General features: G+C 38.2%; 16 protein-coding genes. 5 read left to right on the top strand and 11 right to left on the bottom strand.

Annotation, left to right across the window (positions count from 1 at the left end; all coding sequences use genetic code 11):
* Positions 1–182 precede the first annotated feature (182 nt).
* Together ACHWSC_RS14570 and ACHWSC_RS14565 are read left to right on the top strand one after the other, a co-directional pair.
* Positions 183–1,049, top strand: coding sequence for an N-acetylglucosamine kinase (locus tag ACHWSC_RS14570; RefSeq protein WP_088162780.1), 867 nt, complete (start codon positions 183–185; stop codon positions 1,047–1,049).
* A gap of 11 nt (positions 1,050–1,060) precedes the next feature.
* Positions 1,061–1,588, top strand: a complete 528-nt coding sequence (locus tag ACHWSC_RS14565) for a glutathione peroxidase (protein WP_394677243.1) — start codon at positions 1,061–1,063, stop codon at positions 1,586–1,588.
* A 145-nt stretch (positions 1,589–1,733) separates the two neighbouring features.
* Here the strand turns inward: ACHWSC_RS14565 and ACHWSC_RS14560 are convergent, their stop codons facing one another.
* Both ACHWSC_RS14560 and ACHWSC_RS14555 read right to left on the bottom strand, forming a co-directional pair.
* Positions 1,734–2,162 (bottom strand): serine hydrolase, encoded by a 429-nt coding sequence (locus ACHWSC_RS14560; protein ID WP_394677242.1) that lies wholly within the window; start codon positions 2,160–2,162, stop codon positions 1,734–1,736.
* Complete coding sequence (locus ACHWSC_RS14555) at positions 2,116–2,853, bottom strand: serine hydrolase domain-containing protein (protein WP_394677241.1); 738 nt, start codon at positions 2,851–2,853, stop codon at positions 2,116–2,118. Before ACHWSC_RS14555 ends, ACHWSC_RS14560 begins: the two co-directional genes overlap by 47 nt.
* 221 nt (positions 2,854–3,074) lie before the next feature.
* Between ACHWSC_RS14555 and ACHWSC_RS14550 the strand changes: the two genes are divergently transcribed.
* The gene (locus ACHWSC_RS14550; protein ID WP_394677240.1) at positions 3,075–5,627 is read left to right on the top strand and encodes a TonB-dependent siderophore receptor; all 2,553 of its coding nucleotides are present in this window, start codon (positions 3,075–3,077) and stop codon (positions 5,625–5,627) included.
* Positions 5,628–5,710: 83 nt separating this feature from the next.
* Here ACHWSC_RS14550 and ACHWSC_RS14545 read toward each other — a convergent pair whose 3' ends face one another.
* A complete protein-coding gene (locus tag ACHWSC_RS14545) occupies positions 5,711–6,592 on the bottom strand; it encodes a LysR family transcriptional regulator (RefSeq protein ID WP_075993993.1) in 882 nt (293 codons plus the stop codon).
* 171 nt (positions 6,593–6,763) lie between these two features.
* Between ACHWSC_RS14545 and ACHWSC_RS14540 the strand changes: the two genes are divergently transcribed.
* Positions 6,764–7,477: a class I SAM-dependent methyltransferase gene (locus ACHWSC_RS14540; protein WP_394677239.1), complete on the top strand. Its 714-nt coding sequence runs from the start codon at positions 6,764–6,766 to the stop codon at positions 7,475–7,477.
* A gap of 298 nt (positions 7,478–7,775) precedes the next feature.
* Here ACHWSC_RS14540 and ACHWSC_RS14535 read toward each other — a convergent pair whose 3' ends face one another.
* From ACHWSC_RS14535 to ACHWSC_RS14525, 3 genes are read right to left on the bottom strand one after another with little or no spacing between them, the layout of a single operon-like run.
* Positions 7,776–8,231, bottom strand: a complete 456-nt coding sequence (locus tag ACHWSC_RS14535) for an NUDIX domain-containing protein (RefSeq protein WP_394677238.1) — start codon at positions 8,229–8,231, stop codon at positions 7,776–7,778.
* Between the two features lie 38 nt (positions 8,232–8,269).
* The gene (locus ACHWSC_RS14530; protein ID WP_120333371.1) at positions 8,270–9,016 is read right to left on the bottom strand and encodes a hypothetical protein; all 747 of its coding nucleotides are present in this window, start codon (positions 9,014–9,016) and stop codon (positions 8,270–8,272) included.
* A 52-nt stretch (positions 9,017–9,068) separates the two neighbouring features.
* Positions 9,069–10,259 (bottom strand): DEAD/DEAH box helicase, encoded by a 1,191-nt coding sequence (locus ACHWSC_RS14525; RefSeq protein ID WP_394677237.1) that lies wholly within the window; start codon positions 10,257–10,259, stop codon positions 9,069–9,071.
* A 227-nt stretch (positions 10,260–10,486) separates the two neighbouring features.
* On the opposite strand from ACHWSC_RS14525, the gene ACHWSC_RS14520 reads away from it, so the two are divergent.
* Positions 10,487–12,901: a thiamine pyrophosphate-dependent enzyme gene (locus ACHWSC_RS14520; RefSeq protein ID WP_088162773.1), complete on the top strand. Its 2,415-nt coding sequence runs from the start codon at positions 10,487–10,489 to the stop codon at positions 12,899–12,901.
* Positions 12,902–12,962: 61 nt separating this feature from the next.
* On the opposite strand, the gene ACHWSC_RS14515 is transcribed toward ACHWSC_RS14520, so the two are convergent.
* The 5 genes from ACHWSC_RS14515 to ACHWSC_RS14495 all read right to left on the bottom strand — a co-directional run bounded on the left by ACHWSC_RS14515 (position 12,963) and on the right by ACHWSC_RS14495 (position 18,348).
* Entirely contained in the window at positions 12,963–13,817 is an 855-nt protein-coding gene (locus ACHWSC_RS14515; RefSeq protein WP_088162772.1) for an ROK family protein, read from the bottom strand.
* The gene (gene aroC / locus ACHWSC_RS14510) at positions 13,804–14,910 is read right to left on the bottom strand and encodes a chorismate synthase (protein ID WP_075993987.1); all 1,107 of its coding nucleotides are present in this window, start codon (positions 14,908–14,910) and stop codon (positions 13,804–13,806) included. The genes ACHWSC_RS14515 and aroC overlap by 14 nt, the downstream gene beginning before the upstream one ends.
* Before the next feature lie 204 nt (positions 14,911–15,114).
* Complete coding sequence (gene aroA, locus ACHWSC_RS14505; RefSeq protein ID WP_145328702.1) at positions 15,115–16,365, bottom strand: 3-phosphoshikimate 1-carboxyvinyltransferase; 1,251 nt, start codon at positions 16,363–16,365, stop codon at positions 15,115–15,117.
* On the bottom strand, positions 16,365–17,477 hold the full coding sequence (locus ACHWSC_RS14500; RefSeq protein ID WP_046671824.1) for a chorismate mutase: 1,113 nt from the start codon (positions 17,475–17,477) through the stop codon (positions 16,365–16,367). Before ACHWSC_RS14500 ends, aroA begins: the two co-directional genes overlap by 1 nt.
* Before the next feature lie 46 nt (positions 17,478–17,523).
* The gene (locus ACHWSC_RS14495) at positions 17,524–18,348 is read right to left on the bottom strand and encodes a prephenate dehydratase (RefSeq protein WP_046671823.1); all 825 of its coding nucleotides are present in this window, start codon (positions 18,346–18,348) and stop codon (positions 17,524–17,526) included.
* Between the last annotated feature and the right edge of the window lie 731 nt (positions 18,349–19,079).

The following is a 19,079-nucleotide window of genomic DNA, read 5'->3' as shown; positions in this document are numbered from 1 at the left end:
CCCTCCAATATACACAAATTTATTTAAGAAATGTGGTATAAATCGATAGGCATAATTGCTGCTTTGGATGAAATACCGGATTTTATTGGGCTGGGGAGATGAAGCAAAAAATCTGTTTTTTATCAGAATTTTTGCTAAGTTTGATACAGTAGTTTATAGGGGGAAAATAATCAAGAATTTGTATGATCTTAGTTGTTGATAGCGGCTCTTCAAAGTCGGATTGGAAGTTGGAATTGCCAGATAGTGCGCCTATCTCATTCAGTACAAATGGACTCAATCCTTTTTTTGTGAATGAAAAGGAAATCACACGTGTTATTAAGGAGATACCCGAGATTATTCCCTACGCCGATGAAGTTACTGAGTTGTATTTTTTTGGTGCAGGATGCATTACGCCTGATCGTCGGGAAATGGTTTCAAATGCATTGACACCCTTATTCGAAAATGCTTACATTTCTGTTGAGAATGATCTTTTTGGTAGTGCCTTAGCAACCTGTGGTAATAAAAAAGGTTATGTAGCGACATTAGGGACGGGGTCTGATTTGAGTTTTTTTGACGGAGAGGAGCTGATGCCGTCGCATAATGGAAATGGCTATGTATTAGGTGATGAGGGCTCGGGGGCATATTTTGGAAAAAATCTTGTTAGACTTTTTCTATATGGCCGTATGCCGAAAGATCTGAACGAAAAATTTGCGAACAAATACAGAATCAATAAAGAGATCGTCATCAAAAATGTTTATCAAAAAGAACGTCCCAATGCTTTCTTAGCATCGTTTGCGCCGTTCATGTCCGATAACATTACCCATCCCTTTATTATTGATCTGGTAAAGAGTGGATTCGAAGAATTTGTTCAAGCTTCGATTTTGACCTATCCGGACTATAATAAATATGCCTGTCACTTTGTAGGTTCGATTGCTTATAGTTTTGATTTAATTTTACGGGAAGTCTGTGAAACACATCAGATAAAGGTAGGTACCATTTTAAAATCTCCTATCAACGAGCTTTTTGATGCGGTACTGGAAAGAGAGAGTAATTCATTGTTAAGTCTTTAAAATAATTAAATATGATTATTGCAACTATTATGGTGTATATGTCAATGTTATTTGGCAATCCCAATTTTTATGATTTTAAGTTTACGACACTTGATGGGCAAGAAGTGAAAATGTCCGATTTCAAGGGAAAGAAAATATTGATCGTGAATACTGCCTCAAAATGCGGTTTCACAAAACAGTACAAAGATCTGGAGGAATTGCACAAAACCTTTGGCAATAAGCTCGTCATTATTGGCTTTCCGGCAAATAATTTTGGACAACAGGAACCGGGTTCAAATGCGCAGATTCAAGAGTTTTGTGAACAAAATTATGGTGTTGATTTTCTAATGGCCGAAAAGGTCGATGTGAAAGGAGATCAAATATCACCTCTGTTTAAGTATTTGACCGCTCAGGAGAACCCAGATTTTAAAGGTGAAATCAAATGGAACTTTGAAAAGTTTTTGATCGATGAGAACGGTAAACTTGTACATCGTTTCCGTTCAGCGACGAATCCGCTGGATCCGTCTATTGTAAATTGGGTAGAAAACAAGAAACAGTAAAAATAACAAAAAAAAGCTGCAGATTTTGCAGCTTTTTTTTGTTATTGTCCATTCGATCGGAGGGCCTCTGGTTTTCCCCATAAGCCTCAGCAACAAGGTTGGATTTTATGGGTTTGGCTTTTGTTTATTTGATGTAAGCTGTTGCCTATTTGATATATGCATCGTACAAGGCTCCTATGCAGTCTTTAAGCAAAGGGTTGAAGTCATCGCTATCGGGAATATTGCAGCCATTAGTTATCACAATAAATCCATATTTTTTCTTTGGATTGAAAAACAGGGCACTATATAGTCCATATGCCGAACCGGTATGTCCTGTCAGGGTAACACCGGGGACAATTTTTACATTGTTCATAATCGCTAATCCATAGCCTGATTCTTTATTTACAGCTGTCTGCATAATCTTCGCATATTTTTTACTGATGATGTTTTTTCCCTGACTATGGCCGTAGTTCATGTGCATCATCATGTATCTGGCTAAATCTAATGCAGATATTTTCATTCCACCTGTCGGAGAAAGCACAGGAGTGCTATAGCCCAGGATATATTGATTGAGTTCTTCCCGACGTGGCTTCATGGGGATTTCCCTTTTCATCAAAGGCATATAACGAAACCAATCTTTTCTGATCCAAGGAGTCTATACAGTAACCACCATATAAGTTGAGCGGTTTGAGAATATGGTTAACAATATAGCTGTCGACACGTGTATTGGTCAGTTTCTCGAGAACGGCACCAGCCATATTAAAATTGAGATTACAATATTGGTATTGTGTGCCGGGTTCATAAAGATTGTAGGAATCTTTCCAATTTGGGTTTTTGGATGGATTGATGACATCTAGGTTGAAGTAACCGTTTTTATCATTGACGCTGGACGTATGGGAAAGGATCATCCGGAGTGTTATTTTTTTTTCTGGATAATTGGGGTTTCTGATTGGAAAACCGATCAAATCCCCGAAGTCGTCGTCTAACTTGCATCGGCCATCTGCTATTAATTGCATTAATGATGTTGCAGTGAATGACTTTGAAATAGAAGCAATTCTAAAGAGATCATTCTCTCCGAGAGCCGTTTTGGTTTCCAAGTTTTTGTAACCATAATTTTTGTGATACTCAATTTTGTTGTTTTTGACGACGACCACACTGAGCCCTACGGCATTATACCGACGCATAATTGCTGTGAGATCATGATCAACCTGTGTTTGCTGACCCAGCAAAAATGAGGGAAAGAATAAAAAAATAAAAGCGTAGAGTAGGAGCTTATGCGTTTTCATTGAATTGATTAGTTGGGATGTTAATTACGACATAAATGTAAGGAAATCCTTATGATTAATAGAAATAGTTACAATGAATCCTTGCAACATAGATGCTATCAAGCTGAATCATTCATTTATTATAATTATAAGTTGTTTTTATTTAAAACTATTCTAAACAATGGAATAATATCGTATGTTTGCGCCGACAAATAATTTTTACGAACTCACAATTTATTAACATGAAAAGAACTTTTCTAGGGCTTGTTTTAAGTCTGGGATTGGTAGGAGCAATTCATTTGGATGCGTCGGCGCAGAGTAAGGGGATACATGGCCGTGTTAAAACCAAAGATGGTGCACCAATTGAATCGGCTACAGTAACCATAGTTTCTTTAGGTAGGTCTACTTCGACTTCCGGTGATGGAAGTTTCCATTTTTCTAATCTTCCAGATGGAACCTATACTATTCGGATCAAAAGTATCGGAAATGGAGCTGAGGAACGTACTATCGAGGTTAAAAATGGAAAGGCGACAGCCATTAATGTTTCTTTGAATATTTCTGAATCTCAATTGGAACAAGTGGAAGTGGTAGGTTACAACTCGCATAACAGTAAAACAGTTAATGTCGGTAAAGCAGGTATTATTGATCGGGATTTGCCGCAGAGTGTACAAATTATAAACGAACAGGTTATTGCAGATCAACAGGTTAATCGCCTGAGTGATGCGCTAAAAAATGCAAACGGTGTCGCGATGGGAGCGAATCGCGGTGGGGTCAACGAAAATTTTTACGCAAGGGGCTATAGCTTAGGCGGGAATAATATATTTAAAAATGGTGCGCGAACCAATAATGGAGGTTCGATTGAGGCGAGTACCTTGGAATCTGTAGAGATTTTAAAAGGAAGTTCTGCTTTGTTATATGGCGGTGTATCTGGTGGGGCCGTTGTAAATCTGGTTACGAAAAAGCCTAAATTTTATTATGGAGGCGAGGCTTCAATGCGCGTAGGAAGTTATGACTTCTATAAACCAACAGTGGATGTGTATGGTCCGATTTCCAATAAGGTTGCATTCCGCGTTATCGGAACTTATGAAAAAGCGGGTAGCTTTAGGGATCAGGTCACATCAAAACGTACTTATGTAAATCCTTCTGTTTTATATAAAATATCCGATAAAACTGATCTCAACTTTACATTCGATTACTTAAAAAGTGATTTTACTCCGGACTTTGGAATGGGGACCGTGGATGGAAAGTTGAATAATGAAGTTGGAAGAAACACTTTTATGAATGTGCCTTTTGCTTTCAACAGAACAAATACCTCAAACGGGCAGATCAATTTGAACCATAAGTTTAATGATTCATGGAATTTAAACGCAATAGCAAGTTACCAAACATACGATCGTGATTATTATGGATCAGATCGGATTCAAGCGAATAAAAATGGAATTGCTCCGCGGAGTTTAACCCGGTCCAAATCAAATGAGTTTACGGCCAACCAGCAATTGAATCTAACCGGAACTGTAAAAACAGGATCTATCAAGCATAAGATCCTGGTGGGAGCAGATGCCGATCAATCGCATTCAAATGCGTATGCCTATAATATTGATGCATCGAACAATATTAAAGTCTATGATAAGAAGCTTGATAAGTATGTGCCTACAACAACCTACGATTCTATTTATGTCTTTAATCCCTCACAAACTGCGCGGCATTTGGTTTCGGGAAATGGACTTCGGACAGATATGCCACAAGCAGATTTATTGACCAAAACAACAACGGATATCTTCCGTTACGGTGCATTTTTTCAGGACTTAATAGAAGTTACTGAACAATTTAAAGTATTGGCAGGTATTCGATACACGTATCAGCGTACACCGAATTCGGAAAAGTATACTTATGCGACGAATCAATCGGAAGAGATTATTAATCTAGATGGTCAAAAAAATCCGATCGGCGCAAAAGTGGACAAAGCATGGTCACCTAAATTTGGATTGATCTATCAGCCGATCCGCTCATCGAGTGTCTACGTTACCTATGCAAATAACTTTACATCGAATTCGGGATACGATGTAAATTATCAACCCTTGGCTCCCTCCATCATCGATCAGTATGAAGCAGGTGTGAAAAATGACTTTTTCAATGGTAGGTTATCCGCAAATGTTGCTTGGTATAGAATTAATAACAATCGCTTTGCCCAACAATTATTGGTACTTCCGAATGGAACAAGCAATAGCGATGCAAATATGAAAGAATTTTCTGGAAAGACGGCTTCAAGCGGATTGGAAGTTGATGTTACTGGAACCTTACTTCCAGGGTTGAATGTTATCGCCGGTTATTCCTATAATTATATGCGTTATACCGAAACCAATCCAATTTCAAGTTATACAACCATCGTTGATGGTAAGGAGAAAGTGACTGAAATTTCTGGAAACGAAGAAAATGTACGTTTGGTAGGAACTACAGCACATACGGCTAATGGAACCGTGTTTTATACCATTCAAAACGGGGCAGTTAAGGGATTGAAATTAGGTTTTTCCGCATTTTATACAGGTCGACGTAATGCAGGTTGGAATAATACAAAGATCAACGTACGCGATGGTCTTAATCGTTTGATCTCCGTTAGTCCATTTACAACCATAGATTTCTCCGCTGGTTATGCGTATAAAAACTGGAGTATTTTGGGTAAATTATCCAATATCACCAACGCGTTTAACTATTATATCCATGAAAACTATAGTGTGAATCCGATTCCACCGCGTAGTTTTATGGCAACTCTAGCATATAAATTTGAGAAGAGGTAATATCGCTCTTCAACCCATAAAAAAACGGAGTCAGCAACATGCTGACTCCGTTTTTTTATGCTGGAATTTCAATCGATGCCACTTTAGGACGCATTAAAATCAAGATACTCTTTCTGGATACAGGCTATAAATTCGCCTAATGCACTGTTTTTACTTTTTATATTAGATACCAGGATCACTTCTGTTTTGCTATCCATATCCTCAAGCTTCATTATTTTTAGGTTTAAATGCGGGTATTGTTTGATGGTGGACGAAGGGACGACTGCGAGGCCCAAACCTTGTGACACCAACTCAAGGATGGAAGACATCGAATTGCTCTGATGTACAATTTTGGGTTCAAAGCCCATGCGATTACAGGTGTTAATAACAAGTCTGTGATATTCCGATGCGTATTTCTGATTGAAAGAAATGAAACTTTCATTAAAAAAGTTGATCGCATTAAATTTCACCTGTGAATGACCTACAATAACCATAGGGTCTTCGAAAAGGGGGGTGGTAAGCAATTCACTTGAATAAATTGGAGCACGCATAATACCCAGATCCAATTTTCCGTTTTCGAGTGCTAATTTTTGTTTCTGCGTCGATGTTTCGAAAAGACTAACTCTTAAGTATGGAAATTTCAATTGAATTTGCTTTAATACCGTAGCAAGCATTTTCTTAGGTGTCGAACTAATATAGCCCAGTTTGAATTCTCCTGAGATATTGTTGTGGATCTGTTTGGTGATCGTTTTGCTGTGCTCGATATTTTGTAGGATCTCCACAACTTCCTCCAAAAAGTATTTACCTGCTTCCGTTAGCTCGACGCGTTTGTTGGTTCGGAAGAAAAGAATAACACCTAATTCGTCTTCTAGATCTTTAATCTGCCGGCTTAATGGGGGCTGGGACATAAATAAGCGTTCTGCTGCTCGGCCAAAATGAAGCTCTTCGGCTACTGTTTTGAAATAAATGAGATGTCGGATTTCCATCGATACTTTTTTGGTATGAATTGATGACAAAATAAATATTTTTAATGAATTCCAGTTAGTCCTACCTTTAAATTATTAAAAATTAATGGATGAAATACCGCCGACCAGACAGTGTAAGATACTGCTGTGCGGGGGAATCTATCTGAACTTTAGAGAATAAACAATTTACAGATGAACAAAGCGACGCTACAAGAGATTGAAACACGGTTTGACAATGATGTCGAGCGGTTCTCAAATTTAGAAACAGGTCAAGCAACCACATTGGATGCGGTATGGAACATGGAGCTTATTACGGATGCCATTGTCAGTCTTTATCCAAACGCTCAAAATATATTGGATATTGGATGCGGAGCTGGCAATTACGACGTAAAACTATTGCAAAAATTGGAGTCTAATCCAAATGTTAGTCTGTTGGACCTGAGCCAGCCAATGTTAAATAGAGCAAAGGAACGCGTTGGAAAATTAACCAACGGAGAAATTCAGTTGATTAAAGGTGACTTTCGTGTCGCAGCTTTAGAGGAAAACAAATTTGATGTCATTATCGCAACATCCGTTTTACATCATCTTCGAGATGATAAAGATTGGGAAAATGCGTTTAGCAAGCTGTTCCGCTTATTGAGAACCGGAGGAAGTTTGTGGATTTTTGATTTGATCGAGCAAAATAATGAACAGCTTCAAAAATTAATTTACAGGGAAAAATATGGTGAATATTTAACTAACCTGAAGGATGAGCAGTATCGTGATCATGTTTTTGACTATATCGAACACGAGGATACACCAAGATCGCTGATATATCAACTAAACTTATTAACACAAGTTGGCTTTAAAAATGTTGATGTTTTACACAAAAATCTTTGTTTTGCTTCTTATATGGGATTCAAATAAGGGTTGGAAAACGATTGTCAAATAAATAAGGCGATACGGGGAGTATCGCCATAAAATCACACTAACTATTAAAAAACCTATAGGACTAGGAATTTACAAATTCAATAAACCAATGTATGTCTCCATCCCACGCTTCTCTACTTTTATTCCTCGTCACATGCGAGATGTCAAATAAATAATAAAATGTAATTATTAAGGTCAATACTTTAAAAAAATCAAGTATTTCCATTGGTTTACGTAAAGATATGTCTTTATTTTTTAAATACAAATAAAAATGATGAAAATTGAAAAATTATTATTATTTGACTGTTTTTAAGAATTCTTCCCAGGCGATTTGATCTGTTTTGAAGGTCAAATCTGCCGTTAATACCGATTCAATTGGTACCCATCGAAAAGATTGGAGCTTATTATCTTCAGGTCTCTGATCAGGATCGAAATCAAAAGCTTTGGTAGTCGTTCTGATCTGAATAGCTGAGGTATTCTTTACGTGATAGTAAATCGATATGATTTGGCTATCATTAAAGCTTGATTTCTCATAAAAGTCTGTGGTGTAAATATGTTTAACCACAGCAATGTCAAAATCACATTCTTCCTGATATTCCCGGATCAAAGCATCCAATAAGCCTTCCCCGTATTCTAAGCCCCCACCAGGGAATTTGGTAAATGAAACATTTTCCGTTCTTTCGTCACTGATCAATACCTCTTGATTTTCATTGATCAATATTCCGTACACTCTTACGTTAAATGGAAACATGGGTTAATTATGTTTGTATATATTTAGTTTCTGTTTTTTTACAGTGGCATAAAACCATTGTCTACTGCAAATTCATCCAATCCGATATAGGAATAATGTCTGGGAAGAAACCAGCCTATTGCTTCCATGATATTGGTAAATTCTTTTTCAGTCCTGAATTGATTTGCAACGATATTGAATGCCAAATCTTGTGAAGCATTTTCTTCATCTTTATAATTACGGGCAAGGAGCATAACCTTTGTGTTCTTTACGCCATAATAATCCAAAAATTCACGTAATTGGGTGCGGACAGCCTGTGGAAGAATTGTCTCGGCAGGTTGCCCCACTAATATTTCTTCATCTTTGCCTATAATCGTTTGTTCATTTTTCTTAGAGAAAACACTATCATCTGTATAAAACTCTCCGTTTAAAAAGTAGTTAACTAAGTCGCCATAGGTGAATACCCAATCAGGGTTTTCATTTTGTGTATTGATAGCAATACCAAAACCTTTTGGCAACACGAAATCCTTTAGCCGATTTTTAATGACAAAAGCCTGAAAGTTCTGATCCTTCGGAACACTTTCGAGTTGAAAATAGGGAAATCCGTCGGGCCCAACAACCACTTCTGTTTCTGCTAGTTTTAAGGTACATTCAGCAATATTAGCCAGAAATATATCACGCCACTCTTCATCCCGCTCTTCAAAGGGAACTTCCATTAGGCTATTTATTATAATCGTTTTTTCAAGGTCTCCCAATCGATTATCATTCGCATTGTTGCTATCGTCAAATAAATGTATTGTATTCATCTCGGATTGTGATTTTTTGATTTGCTGGTAAAAGTAAAAGAATATTTATTAATTAACGACGTTTTCTAGATTTCGAGGCGCCTTTTCGTTGATTGTTTTGGCTACTGGAAAGCATTTTCTCCCAGCTCAATAAATAAGGATGTTGATCATCAATTTTAATTTGCCGTTTTAAGGATAACTGTAATTTTATCCACTTTTCATTGTCCTCTGCATCGCAAAAGGTAAACGCTTTTCCCGCCGCTTCCGAACGGCCTGTTCGCCCAATTCGATGCGTATAGAGCTCAGGACTATCTGGAATCTCGTAGTTTATGATAGCCTCTAGGTCTGGAAAATCTACACCTCGAGCCAAGAGGTCCGTCGCAATTAATACACGTACCTCTTTTTGTCTGAACTTATCAATAATCTCTTCTCGTTTTTGCTGTGATTTATCGCCATATAATGCCGAGCAAGAAATGCCGTGTCGATCTAGATCTGTTGCGATCCGTTCGACTGCATGAACTGTTCGCGTGAAAACAATTACCTGCCGCGAGACACGGTTCTCAAGGAGATAACGGAGAAGATTCTTTTTATCATTTTTATCGACATAGAGTACAGATTCTTCTATTTGGCCTTTTTTGGTCTTTGCTTCTAGATTGATCTCGACAGGGTTACTTAATCTCTTTCGAACAATTTTTTCGATTTCAACGGTTTTCGTTGCCGAACTGAAAATGGTTTGTCTCTCAGCGGGCAATGTGCCAATAATTTTATTGAGTTCTTTCGTGAAACCGAGATCCAACAATTGATCGAATTCATCGATCACCAATGTATCTATCGTTTTTAGATCGATAATACCTTGTTCAATAAAATCCAACAAGCGTCCTGGAGTAGCGAGGATCATCTGGGCTTTCGGATAAACTTCAAGTTGACTTTCATAAGTTCCCCCACCATAGAAACTAGCGATAGTCAAATCCATACCATCGATAAGGCCTAATATGCGCTGTTTGGTCTGTATACAGAGTTCCCGTGTAGGAAGGAGTATAAGGACCGATAAGTGGTCTGCGGTAATCTTGGTTCGTAAGCGCTGAATAATAGGGATGACGAAAGCCTCCGTTTTTCCCGTGCCGGTTGGGGCAATCGCCAAACAGTCTCTACCTTCCAAAATGGCAGGGATAGCTATTTCTTGAATAGGTGTAAGCGAAGAAAGCTTTTGTTTTTCAAGATTAGCGACAAGGATTTTATCGAGTTTAAGTGCTGAAAAATTCAAAATAATGAATGTAAAACCCAAAAATAAAAATTAAAAAGGACAATGGTGTTTTTGCCTGCTTATAGGAATTAAAAATCTGTAAAAATTAGGATTTTTTGTCAAAAAGTACTAATTTGAGAAATTAGAATATTCTATTTCAAATCTGAGTTATTGATTATCAATTTATTTGATAAACACCAATTATATAGAATAATATTTTTGTTAAATTTGTTGAAACAAAAAAGAATATGTTTGATACTGCATTTGACCAAAACAATGAATCTATTTCCACTTTGAGCTTTGACGAGTTCAAAAAGATTATTGTGAATGATTATCGAACTGCCTTAGAAAGTCGTTACGTGAGTTTATTGGGACGTAAAGAAGTGCTTACAGGTAAGGCTAAGTTTGGTATTTTTGGCGATGGAAAAGAATTGGCACAAATCGCGATGGCTAAAGTTTTCAGAAATGGGGACTGGCGGTCGGGGTACTACCGTGACCAAACATTTATATTTGCTTCTGGCATCAGTGATGTCTACCATTTTTTCTCTCAATTATATGCCCATCCCGATGTCGAGGCAGATCCTTCTTCTGCAGGAAGGCAAATGAACTGCCATTTTTCGACTCGTGTTGTGGACGACCAAGGGAACTGGTTGGATCAAATGGTTCAGAAAAACTCGTTTTCAGATATTTCGACCACCGGTGGTCAGATGGCAAGATTGTTGGGCTTGGGCTTGGCTTCTAAGTTGTATAAGCAGAATAGAAATTTAGACTACCTATCTTATTTTTCAAATAGAGGAAATGAAGTTGCATTCTGTACTATCGGAAATGCAGCGACTTCTGAAGGTGTATTTTTTGAAGTTATTAATGCCGTAGGTGTTCATCAGATTCCAACAGTGATTTCTATTTGGGATGATGGATATGGGATATCTGTGCCCAATGAAATTCAAACAACAAAGGGAGATATCTCAGAAGTCCTCAAAGGTTTTCAGAAGGAAGAGCTGACAAACGGAATTGAGATATTCAAAGTGAGAGGATGGGATTATGCGGGTTTATGTGAAACGTACGAACAGGCTGCCCATATTGCTCGCGAGAAGCATATTCCATGTTTGATTCATGTGACCGAATTGACGCAGCCGCAAGGACATTCTTCTTCAGGTTCACACGAACGGTATAAATCGCAAGATAGATTACAATGGGAAACTGACTTCGATTGTCTAGCGAAAATGAAAGAATGGATCTTAAGTTCTGGTATTGCTACCATAGAGGAATTGGATCAATTGGATCAACATGCCAAAGACCATGTTCGTCAAGAACAAAAACGGGCTTGGGCCGATTATATTAAAACGTTGAGCATTGAAGCTAGGGAAGCCATTGATTTACTTCAGGGTATTCCAAATGAGCGGGCTGATTTTGCGTCAAAGAAATTACAATCGATGGTTGAGCCTTCTTTGAAAGAGGTTTACGGCCAGGTTCGCAAGGTATTGCACGAGCTTAAAGGTCAGCATAGCGATGGGCGCCAGCAATTGTTAAATTGGTATAAAGAGAAGCAGGAACTGAATGAGAAACGTTATAATTCAAAATTATTTACAGATGGTGTAGATTCACCTGCTCATGTGACAGTCGTACCTGCAGTCTATAGTGAAGAAGCTAAAGTGGTTGATGGACGTGAGGTTTTGAATCTATGTTTTGAAGAGAACTTTAGACGTGATGAAAGACTATTAGCGTTTGGAGAGGATGTCGGTAAGATTGGAGATGTGAATCAAGGTTTTGCAGGTTTACAAGAAAAGCTTGGCGTGCATCGCGTATTTGATACCGGTATTCGGGAGAATTCAATTATAGGAAAAGGATTGGGTTTGGCAATCCGAGGACTTCGTCCAATTGCTGAGATCCAATACCTGGATTACCTGATCTATGGAATTACGGTAGCAAGTGATGATTTGGCAAGTTTAAGTTATCGCACCTTTGCTGGTCAGAAAGCGCCATTAATTATTCGTACACGGGGCCATCGATTGGAAGGTATATGGCATTCGGGCTCGCCGATGTCAGTAATTTTAGGATCCTTGAGAGGTTTGCATGTATGTGTGCCGCGTAATATGACACAGGCAGCAGGCATGTATAATACGTTGTTCCGCTCTGACGAACCGGCTATTGTTGTCGAATGTCTGAATGGTTATCGTCTAAAAGAGCGTCTACCAGAGAACGTCGGTGAATTTACGGTACCAATCGGTTATGCTGAATGTGTTAAAGAGGGAAGCGATATTACTGTAGTATCCTATGGTTCAACTTTACGTGTTGTTGAAGAAGCAGCCGTGGAACTGGAGCGCTTGGGGATATTTATCGAAATTATTGATGCACAGACATTGCAGCCTTTTGACAAAGGAAAACTTTGTGCCGAATCGCTGAAGAAAACAAATAAACTACTTATTGTAGATGAGGATGTGCCAGGCGGGGCTTCAGCTTTCATCTTACAAGAGATCTTAGAGAAGCAAAATGGCTACTATCTATTGGATAGTCAGCCGAGAACACTGACTGCAAAAGCACATCGCCCACCATATGGTTCCGATGGAGATTATTTCTCGAAGCCATCTTCTGACGATGTTGTCGAGACAGTGTATGCAATTATGCATGAAGCTAATCCAGAAAAATATCCATCTATGTTTTAATAGATGGATACTTTTTTGCTTGGCTAAGCTAAATATTCCAACGAGTGGGATGATTCTTTTCTTAATTGAATATACTCGCAGCACCAATCATAGCTGCTTTTTCACCAAGTATTGCGGTGTAAATTTGAAATCTTTCAAATTCTTTTCGGTCACCAATGAAAATAGGTAGCGCCTTAGCGATATTGCCACCGATTATAAATATTTCAGAAGAATGTTTCTCTGCGAAGAACTGCATAAAATCAAATAGATGTTTAGCATACTCATCTTTGATGACTTGAAATTCCTCAGTTTCCCGATGATTATCTAAAATCTCCTTAAGTCCCGTAACATCTTTTCCTGCTACTTCTTTGAAACGTTTGACGAACCACCGTGTGACAAGAAATTCTTCGAAAATACAATCTTCATAAGGACTGTTCCATAGGGCGGCATCAAAGGCCTTCTCACCTTTATTCCATACCGCAGATCCAAGTCCAGTACCCAACGTAATTCCTAATATCCGGTTGTTTGTTTGCAAGTTCTGTACGAATATTTCACCTTGTAGGAAGGCTGCTGCGTCATTGATAAAGTGAATAGATGTAGGCGAAAGTCCCAATTCTTCAGCTAAAAGAGTTTTGACATCTTTATTGTAAAGATTGTCATACTTGCTTTGTCCCTGTATTTTAGATATTCCATTTTCGTAGTCAAAGGGGCCCGGCATAGCAATGCCGATGAACTGAATAGGAGCAGGAGAAGTGGCTATGATATCGCGTATAGCTGATGCCCAGGTTTGTAAAATCGTTTTAGCATCTCCTTGAGAAAAAACGTGGTTTCTGGCCACGTTTTCTAAGTATATATTCCATTGTTTTGTGTCAATGATACAGGCAGAAATATGTGTGCCTCCAATATCAACACCTACGACATAATTATCTTGCAGCATGTTTGTAACTTTGATTTTTAAGTAGATGATCCGCGATTACAAGTGCTGCCATAGCTTCCACAATAATTACTGCTCTCGAAACAACACAAGGGTCATGTCTTCCCTTGCCACTTGCAATAGCAGGGTTGCCATGGATATCCACTGTTTCTTGATCTCTCATGATAGTGGCAACAGGCTTAAATGCTACTTTAAAAGTAATATCCATACCATTTGAAATCCCTCCCTGAATCCCTCCAGAGAAGTTGGTATGTGTGTGCACTCGATTTAAATCATGGTCATCTGCTACAAATATATCATTATGTTCGGAACCTCGCAACTCCGAACCTGCAAAACCTGAACCATATTCAAAACCATGTACAGCATTGATGCTCATCATTGCTTTTGCAAGGTCCGCATGGAGCTTATCAAAGACCGGGTCGCCTAAACCAACAGGGACATGTCTGATGACAGCCGAAATACGTCCGCCAACTGTGTCACCCGCTTTTCTGACCGAGTCGATAAACTCAACCATTTCATTTGCTGTTGCTGGATCTGCACAACGTGCAATGTTAGCTTCCCGTAATTCAAGCAAAGCTTTTAGATCTTTGGTATCTACATTTGGTGCCTCGATAGTGCCTACCCCCGAAACGTGGGCAAAGATTTCTATGCCAAATTGATTCAGGAAGCTTTTTGCTACTGCACCTGCAGCAACACGGGCAGCGGTTTCCCTCGCCGAAGATCGTCCACCGCCTCGATAGTCACGGATACCATATTTCATCTGATAGGTGAAATCAGCATGGGAAGGTCTGAAGATATCTTTGATATGTGTGTAATCTTTCGAACGCTGGTCTTCATTTGGAATAACAATTGCTATTGGTGTTCCCGTTGATTTCCCCTCGAATACGCCAGATAAAATCTGTGCGGTATCACTTTCTTTTCTTTGTGTCGTGATCTTAGATTGACCTGGTTTACGTTTATCGAGCTCAGACTGGATAAATTCCTCGTCTATTGTTATATTTGAAGGGCAACCATCAATAATTACACCTATAGCTTTGCCGTGTGATTCGCCAAAAGTGCTAATTCTGAATAAATCGCCAAATGAATTTCCTGCCATAAAAATTAAATTTCAATAAACTTAGATAAATTTGCCTTTAAATGCAATTCTAAAGCACCAGACTGACTACAAATTTATGGATCTGTAACTCGTATATGGCCTAATAGATTACATCACAATTTTCTGTCCCAGGCTAAAGGCTATCTGGGAGATTGAATAATAAAACAGAGATTAATGTTGATGTTAATCCCTGTTTTTAATATGTTAGTCAATTACAAAAGCTTGCGCTTGTAAATGTTTCCAAAAATCAGGATATGATTTTTCTACAACTTGCGGTTCAGCAATCTTGATTTGGTCAAAAACTAAAGCCAGCGGTGCAAATGCCATCGCCATACGGTGATCCTCGTAAGTGTCAAAGGTCACATCTTCAGGCTGATATACCTGTGCTGTTTTCAGGTGATAGGTATCACCATCTTCGATCAATTCAGCACCGAACTTTGCGATTTCGGTCTGTAACGCAGCGATACGGTCGGTCTCCTTAATCTTTAAGGTTTCTAGGCCTGTAAAGGAAACATCACGTTTTAAAGCCGCTGCGACAACGACTACTGTTTGCGCGAGATCAGGACATTCTTTAAAGTCGAACAACGTTTTGTCTGAATTGATTTCTTTTTTATTTAAATGCAATCCATCCGATTCAAAGCTCGAATAAACACCAAAATGCTCCATAATGTCTGTGATGGCAATATCGCCCTGTAAACTATGTTGTCTTAGTCCTGGCAATACAATCGATGCCGTTGCGTCGGCTAGTGCTACAATAGCATACCAGTAGGATGCTGCGCTCCAATCTGGCTCGACATATATGGTTTGCTTTTCGAATTCTTGCGGTGCAATTTTAATCGCATTCTCCGTCCATTCATGTTGGATCCCGACACTTTTAAGCATATCTAAGGTCATGGATACATAAGGTCTGGAAGTTAATTCGCCTTCAATCTCTAACGTAAGTCCCTTTTTTAATGCCGGAGCAATTAATAGCAAGGCCGATATGTATTGACTGCTGATATTTCCTTTGATCTTAACACGGTCTTTTCCTTGAAATAATCCACCTTCAATCTTCAAAGGAGGATACCCCGCCTTTTTTTCATAATGGATTTCGGCGCCAATTTCTTTCATAGCATCGACCAATATCCCGATTGGACGCTGTTGCATACGCTCTGTCCCCGTCAGGATGAAATTGCCTTTAACAAGGTTGAGGTAAGCTGTAAGGAAGCGCATTGCCGTTCCCGCAGGACCTATGTCAATCGTATTATAACCGGGTTGCGGTTCTGATGCGATTTGCAATACGCGGTTTAGGGTAACCGTATCTGCAGCCTCAGAGAGGTTGGCTATTTCAACTTGTCCTTTACTCAACGATTGGATAATAAGAGCACGGTTACTCTCAGATTTTGAACCTGTGAGTTGGACCGTGCCCTGTATCTTTTTTGAAGGATGCGTCAGCGTGATGACTTGTTGATTCATTATGCTTCTGCTGTTGGTTGCTCCTGAGTATTCATGACCGCATTTTGTTTGCGGATAGATTCGTTGTGAATTAATTCTAGGAATTTCGTCGCAAATTCGCTACCCAAAGAAAGCGCTTCCGCTAATTTTGTGCGTTTTTGAACAATTTCATCCCAACGGTTAACTTGCAAAATTGTCACGTTGTTATCGCGTTTGTATTCCCCGATTTTCTCAGCTATTTTCATGCGTTCACCAATTTTTTGGATGATCAAATCATCTAATTTGTCGATGTTGCTACGCAATTCTGCTAATTTATCTTCGAATGAAGGATTGTCAGAAGCTGCTTTACGCAACGTCAAGTGGTCGATCAACTCGGCCAATGCAGCTGGCGTTACTTGTTGTTTTGCGTCAGTCCAAGCGACAGATGGATCAATATGTGATTCGATAATCAATCCTTGCATATCCATATCCATTGCTTTTTGTGCGATGTATGGTAACAATTCGCGGTTTCCACAAATGTGACTTGGGTCGTTTATGATCGGTAGATTAGGACAAGCAGTTTTTAACTGAATCGCTAAATCCCACATCGGTTCATTACGGAATGCTGTTTTCTCGTAAGAAGAGAAACCTCTATGAATAGCACCTAATTTTTTGATTCCAGCACGGTTGATACGTTCCAATGCACCGATCCACAACGATAAATCTGGGTTTACAGGGTTTTTAACAAATACTGGAATATCTACACCTTGTAAAGCATCAGCAATTTCTTGCACGGTAAATGGATTGGCAGTTGAACGTGCACCTACCCATAGTACATCCACACCAGCAGCCAAAGCTTCTTCCACGTGTTTTGCAGTAGCAACTTCAGTAGCTGTTAATAAACCTGTTTCTTCTTTCGCTCTTTTCAACCACTCCAAACCAATTGAACCGATACCTTCAAATTCTCCCGGACGAGTACGTGGCTTCCAGATACCAGCACGTAAAATATTTACTTTTCCGGTATTTGCCAACAAATGCGCTGTCGATACCAGCTGCTCTTCTGTTTCAGCACTACAAGGGCCTGCGATAATTAAAGGTTTGTCTCCTGTGTCCAACCAAGATTTTAAAGGAGTGATGTCTAATGTATTTTTCATGTTAAGTTTGATTATCTATTTTAATATTGTATGCGTAAATTGTTAATTATAGTTTTTCGTTTTTGACATACTCACCCATAATATTGAAATTGACACTATGTTTGAGTACTTTACGTATTGCTGCTTCGTAGTCTGTTTGTTTTTTCCATTCTACATCAACGAAAAAATCATATTCATTGCGTTTTCCGATTACCGGCATTGACTGAATTTTGCTCAAGTTGATATTCTGTTCGGCAAAGCATTGTAAAATAGTCGCCAGAGATCCTACTGTATTTCCTGTTTGGAATGATAATGATGCTTTATTGGCATTCTTATGTTCGACAACTTCATTAGATAATACGAGGAACCGCGTTGCGTTCTTTTTATTGGTTTCGATTCTCTTTTCTAATATTTCAAGACCATAAATTTCAGCGGCCAATGTCCCAGCAATTGCAGCAGTATCCGTTAATTTTCGCTCCGCAATCATTTTCGCAGTTGCAGCGGTATCAGATCCCTCAGTTATACGTACACCTTCAAGTTCAGAAAGAAATTCTTCACATTGGCGAATGGCAATTGGATGCGATTCGATGTGTTTAATATCCTTTAATTTAACGCCTGGCAATACCATGAGATTCTGTTGAATGTTTAGGTAAACTTCCCCAGTGATATGGAACTTGTAATCTCTCAATAAATTATAATTCGGTAATAGACTTCCCGCAATTGAATTTTCGATCGCCATAACGATATAGTCGACTTTTCTTTGCTTCAGCAATTCACAAGTTTTTTTAAATGAATCACATTCTACAATCTCAACTTCTCTTCCGAAAAATTTAAATGCGGCCTCTTCATGAAATGAAGCCTTTGCTCCCTGTATTGCAATTTTTAAACTCATTGTTTTTTTGTTCGCTATGTTGTCTCCAAAAAAAAGAGTCCCGATCATTTGAACCGGGACTCTTCTTGTTTGTATTTTTTATGATTTATACACAATCTAATCCCGGCTCTTATTTTTAAAATAAAAGAAGTTAAAATAGAAATATGTATATGTTCTGTTCATCCTGTTGTTGTTTGACATTTCAAATGTACGAATGTTTTTGAAATATCAAAGAAAAAAATAATTTTTTATTATAAATATTGAGTTAATTTCATGATTTTTTTATGTGTTTTTATGTTATTTTTTCGATTAATTTTTAGTGATTTATTTGTAATGTTTTTAAAGTGTTTATTTTGCTTTAATGTTTATATTGTGTTGTTGTTTAACTGTTTAAGTTTTTGTTTTGTTGTTTTTCTTTTATAATAAATTATATTTTAGTGTTATTTTTTATGTTAAAAATCGCTGTATTTTTATATAATTTTTTGATGTATTTTTTGTATTAAATTTATGTGTTTTTAATATTAATATTTTCGTTTTTTTTGACTGTTTTGTTAAAAAAGTATTTTACTACCTTTGGGCAAACGCTGGATTTTATGCTAAAACGAAGTAATTTTTATGTATGTGGATGTATGATCTGTTTTTTATTGACAGGTTTTACTTTTAAAGGAGAGGAAAAAGAAGCGAGGGTAAAGCGCGTTATCGATGGCGATACCTTTGTCATTGAAAATGGAACCTCAAAAGGGGAGAAAGTT

The organism is uncultured Sphingobacterium sp., assembly GCF_964277905.1.
GTDB classification, from domain to species: domain Bacteria; phylum Bacteroidota; class Bacteroidia; order Sphingobacteriales; family Sphingobacteriaceae; genus Sphingobacterium; species Sphingobacterium siyangense.
This window is presented reverse-complemented; position numbering and strand designations above follow the sequence as displayed.